The following is a 5,029-nucleotide window of genomic DNA, read 5'->3' as shown; positions in this document are numbered from 1 at the left end:
GGTGAGGAGCTTCTAAACACAAGCGAACCGCCCGGACCCGTGGGCCCCGGCGCCGCCGCGCTCAGTGGCCGGTTTATAGGCGGTCCAACTCGCTCCCGTCAACCCAAATCGTCAGAAAAACGTCACGTCATTTTCGTACCCTGCCGGACGCCGGAAAGTGCCGGTTTTACAGGGCCCACGCCGTACAAGAGCCACATTGCTGCGGCGTTCTGGCGCTTCGTTGAGCGAAAAAAGTTCGCCGATCCGAAAAGTTTTTTGGGATCGCGGGAACATTTCATGGCCCGACGCGCTCTGGCGACGCCTTCAGCCATGTCGCCATGAGATGATGCGGGTCCGTCTGGAATACAGCGTGAGATTTTGCAGCATTGACGTCCGGCGCGCGCGCCAGCATTTTGGCGCGGCATATAAGGACGTCGATGTGAAGTTTTGGGGGAAGTCTCTTCGCATGACGATGGAATTTGGGGGGACGCCGGTTTGAGTCACGGGACGTCACGCGGCGGCCATTACAATCGTGAGACCGGGGTTATCGACCTGGGCCACGAACCGCCGCTATCCGTCGATGGCTCCGAAGCCGCGGTGATCGATCGTCGACGCGTTTCGGTACAATGGTTCAGCGGCACGATTCTGACGGGTCTGTGCGGCGCAGCTCTGATCGGCGGCGCCGTTTTCGCGTCACTCGACGGTGAGATGACCTTCGCCAAACTGCCGGAGCGCGCCGAGGGCGCGCTGCGCGGTGCTTTCAGCGCCAATGACAAGATGGCCAGCCTGCATAAGAGCGACCGGTTGCCGCCGCCCAGCGAATCCAGCGCGGCGCGCCAGGTGCTGCGGGTCTCCACGGTCACCCGCGTCGGCAATCGCGACGTGATGCGAGTGCGACCCTTCATCCGGATCGCTGGCAACCTGACGATGGCCACCAGCGACCTCTCCGCCAAGATCCCTCCCTTTAATGCGCAGCGCATGCTGACCGATGTCGGCACCTCGCAGCCCGCAACGCCCGACGATGCCGCGGTCAATCCCGACGCGGTGGAGCCCGACGCCGAGGTGTCGTTCGTCACCCGCGATCTGGCGGCCGTGCTGCCGAAGGCCAAGATCGGCGCCAGCGTGGCCATCGACGAGGTGTTGATGCGGGTACGTGACGCCTCGCACTGGCGCGGCAATTCCGGCGTCCGCTATACGCTGGCCAGCGCGTCCGGCGATATCGGTGCCCAGCCGGACATGAAGATGGCCTATGCCGCCGAAGGTAGCACCGCCGACCCCTATGCCGGTTTTGAGACCCGCGTGGTGCCGGAAAACGTCACGCAGATGCCGAAGACCAAGGATCAGGTCACCGGCGGCAACCCGACCGGCGAGCGCATCCACGTCGTCAAGAAGGGCGACACAGTACTGACGATCCTGCGCGACCAGGGCGCCTTGCCGGACGACGCCAGGATGATCGCCGCCACGCTCGGCGCGCGCGGCCGCGATGGCGCCCTCAGGGAAGGCCAGAAATTGCGAATCCTGATGGCGCCCTCCGGCTACGGCCAGCGCCTGCAGCCCTACCGCGTGATCGTCGCCAATGAATCCTCCATCGAAGCCGTGGCCGCACTATCGGATCTCGGCAAATACGTCGCGGTCGACGTCTCCAGCATGAACACCGTGGCGGAAGCGCCCCCCGCTGACAGCGACGACGACGACGATGACGGCACCGGGGTTCGGCTCTACCAGAGCATTTACGAGACCGCGATGCGCAACAAGGTGCCCGCCACCGTCATCGAGGACATGATCAGGATCTATTCGTACGACGTCGACTTCCAGCGCAAGGTGCAGCCGGGCGACTCGTTCGACGTGTTCTTCGCCGGCGAGGACGAAGGCGCCACCATCACCGAGAAGACCGAGGTGCTGTTCGCCTCGCTCACCGTCGGCGGGGAGACCAAGAAATATTACCGCTTCCAGACCCCCGACGATTCGATCGTCGATTACTATGACGAGACCGGCAAGAGCGCGAAGAAGTTCCTGGTCCGCAAGCCCGTCAACAACGCCATCATGCGCTCCGGCTTCGGCAGCCGCCGCCACCCCATCCTCGGTTATGTGAAGATGCACACCGGCGTCGACTGGGCGTCGCCCTACGGCACGCCGATCTACGCCTCCGGCAACGGCGTCGTCGAAATCGCCGGCTGGGAAGGCGGCTACGGCCAGGTCGTCAAGATCAAGCACAACAACGGCTACGAGACCGCCTACGGCCATATGTCGGCGTTCGCCAAAGGCCTCGAGCCCGGCAAGCGCGTCCGCCAGGGCCAGGTGATCGGCTTCGTCGGCTCCACCGGCGCCTCGACCGGCGCGCATGTGCATTACGAAATCCTGGTGAACGGCCGCTTCGTCGATCCGATGCGCGTGAAACTGCCGCGCGGCCGCTCGCTCGAAGGCCCCCTGATGGCCGGCTTCGAGAAGGAACGCGACCGGCTGGATACGCAGATGAACATGCGCGGCAGCACTGCCCGGGTGTCGGATGCCGGCGGCGCCACGCCGGGCGGCACCGGCCCGGCCCGACAGGTCAGCAACCGCTAATCTCAAGGAAAAGCCCCTCCCGGCATGGCCAGGAGGGGCTTTTGTTTCCTCAGTTCAGTATCCGCTTCGACGCCGGCCGCTCGAACGGTTCGACGTCGGCGGTCTTGGGCGGCTGGCCGTTGAAGGTCAGCACGCCGCCTTCGGTGGCGATCGCGACCTCGTCGCCGTCCTTCACCTCACCGGCCAAAATCATTTCGGCCAGCGGATCCTGAACACTGCGCTGGATCACCCGCTTCAACGGGCGCGCGCCGTAAGCGGGGTCCCAGCCCTTTTCGGCGAGCCAGTCGCGGGCGGCGGGATCGAGCGACAGCACGATCTTGCGGTCCACCAGCAGTTTCTGCAGTCGCGCGAACTGGATTTCGACGATGCGGCCCATTTCGCTCTTCTGCAGACGATGGAACAGGATGATCTCATCGACGCGGTTGAGGAATTCGGGCCGGAAATGCCCGCGCACCTGCCCCATCACCAGATCGCGCACCGCCGAGGTGTCCTCGCCTTCCGGCTGGTTGACCAGGAATTCGGAACCGAGATTCGAGGTCATGATGATCAGCGTGTTGCGGAAGTCCACGGTGCGGCCCTGTCCGTCGGTCAGGCGTCCGTCGTCGAGCACCTGCAGCAGCACGTTGAACACATCCGGATGCGCCTTCTCGACCTCATCGAACAGCACAACCTGATAGGGCCTGCGCCTGACAGCCTCAGTCAGCGCGCCACCCTCGTCGTAGCCGACATAGCCCGGAGGCGCGCCAATCAGTCGGGAGACCGAGTGCTTCTCCATATACTCAGACATATCGAGGCGGACCATCGCGGTGTCGTCGTCGAACAGATACGACGCCAGTGCCTTGGTCAGTTCGGTCTTGCCGACGCCGGTCGGCCCCAGGAACATGAACGAGCCCATCGGCCGGTTCGGGTCCTGCAGGCCGGCGCGGGAGCGGCGCACGGCGGTCGCCACCGCGCGCACGGCCTCGGCCTGGCCGACGACGCGCTCGCCCAGCGAATCCTCCATCCGCAGCAGTTTGTCCTTCTCGCCTTCCAGCATCTTGTTGACCGGCACGCCGGTCCAGCGCGACACGACCTCCGCGATGTGATTGGCGGTGACCGCCTCTTCCATCATCTCGCCGGCATTTTCATTGGCCTCGATATCCACCAGCCGCTTTTCCAGCTCCGGAATCCGGCCATAGGCCAGTTCGCCGGCGCGCTGATATTCGCCGCGGCGCTGCGCATCGGCCAGCTCAAGCCGCAGCGCTTCCAGTTCGCTCTTCAGCTTCTGCGCGTTGGAGAGCTTGTTCTTCTCGGCCGACCAGCGCGAGGTGAGATCGGCAGAGCGTTTTTCGAGATCGGCCAGTTCGGTCGACAGCGTCTCCAGCCGGCTCTTCGAGCCCTGGTCGGTCTCCTTGCGCAAGGCCTCCTGCTCGATCTTGAGCCGAATGATCTCGCGGTCCATCGAATCCAGCTCTTCCGGCTTGGAATCGACCTGCATCTTCAGCCGCGCCGAGGCCTCGTCCATCAGGTCGATGGCCTTGTCGGGCAGGAAGCGGTCGGTGATGTAGCGATTGGACAAAGTGGTGGCAGCGACCAGCGCGGAATCCGTGATGCGGACGCCGTGGTGCTGCTCGTATTTGTCCTTCAGCCCGCGCAGGATCGAGATGGTGTCTTCCACCGTCGGCTCGGCGACGAAGATCGGCTGGAAACGGCGCGCCAGAGCGGCGTCCTTTTCCACATGCTTGCGATATTCATCCAGCGTGGTGGCGCCGATGCAATGCAGCTCGCCCCGCGCCAGAGCGGGCTTCAAGAGGTTGGACGCATCCATCGCGCCTTCGCCTTTGCCGGCGCCGATCAATTGATGCATTTCGTCGATGAACAGGATGATCCCGCCTTCGGCGGAGGTCACCTCGGCCAGCACGGCCTTCAGCCGCTCCTCGAACTCGCCGCGGTATTTCGCACCCGCGATCAGCGCGCCCAGATCGAGCGACAGCAGCGCCTTGTCCTTGATGCTGTCCGGCACGTCGCCATTGAGGATGCGTAGAGCCAGCCCCTCGACGATGGCGGTCTTGCCGACGCCGGGCTCGCCGATCAGCACAGGGTTATTCTTGGTCCGGCGCGACAGCACTTGAATGGTGCGGCGGATCTCCTCGTCACGGCCAATGACCGGGTCGAGTTTGCCGTCGCGTGCCGCCTGCGTGAGGTCGCGGGCGTATTTCTTCAGCGCGTCATAGGCGTTCTCGGCCGACGCGGAATCGGCGGTGCGGCCCTTGCGCAGCGCGTTGATGGCGGCGTTGAGATTTTGCGGCGTCACGCCGGCCTTGGCCAAGGCCTTGCCGGCATCTGAGTCCTTCTCCAAGGCAAGCGCGAGCAAAAGACGTTCGACGGTGACGAAGCTGTCGCCGGCTTTCTCGCCGGCCTTTTCCGCCGCCTCGAACACCCGCGCCAATTGCGGGGTGAGATAGACCTGGCCGGCGCCGCCGCCGGAGACTTTCGGCATCTTGCC

At 64.5% G+C, this 5,029-nt stretch carries 3 protein-coding genes; 2 read left to right on the top strand and 1 reads right to left on the bottom strand.

Translation table 11 applies throughout. From position 1 onward, the window contains the following. Positions 1-321 (top strand): hypothetical protein (locus tag JWQ24_RS21730; RefSeq protein ID WP_299812452.1); only part of this gene is annotated, 321 nt, incomplete at its 5' end. 153 nt (positions 322-474) lie between these two features. After that, entirely contained in the window at positions 475-2,544 is a 2,070-nt protein-coding gene (locus JWQ24_RS21725; protein WP_299812450.1) for a M23 family metallopeptidase, read from the top strand. A gap of 49 nt (positions 2,545-2,593) precedes the next feature. Here the strand turns inward: JWQ24_RS21725 and clpB are convergent. After that, a partial coding sequence (clpB, locus tag JWQ24_RS21720; RefSeq protein ID WP_299812448.1) for an ATP-dependent chaperone ClpB occupies positions 2,594-5,029 on the bottom strand: 2,436 nt, incomplete at its 5' end.

This window comes from Tardiphaga sp. (assembly GCF_028290495.1).
Classification (GTDB): Bacteria; Pseudomonadota; Alphaproteobacteria; order Rhizobiales; family Xanthobacteraceae; genus Tardiphaga.
The sequence above is the reverse complement of the archived record's forward strand: the minus strand, read 5'-3'. Positions and strand labels throughout refer to the sequence as shown.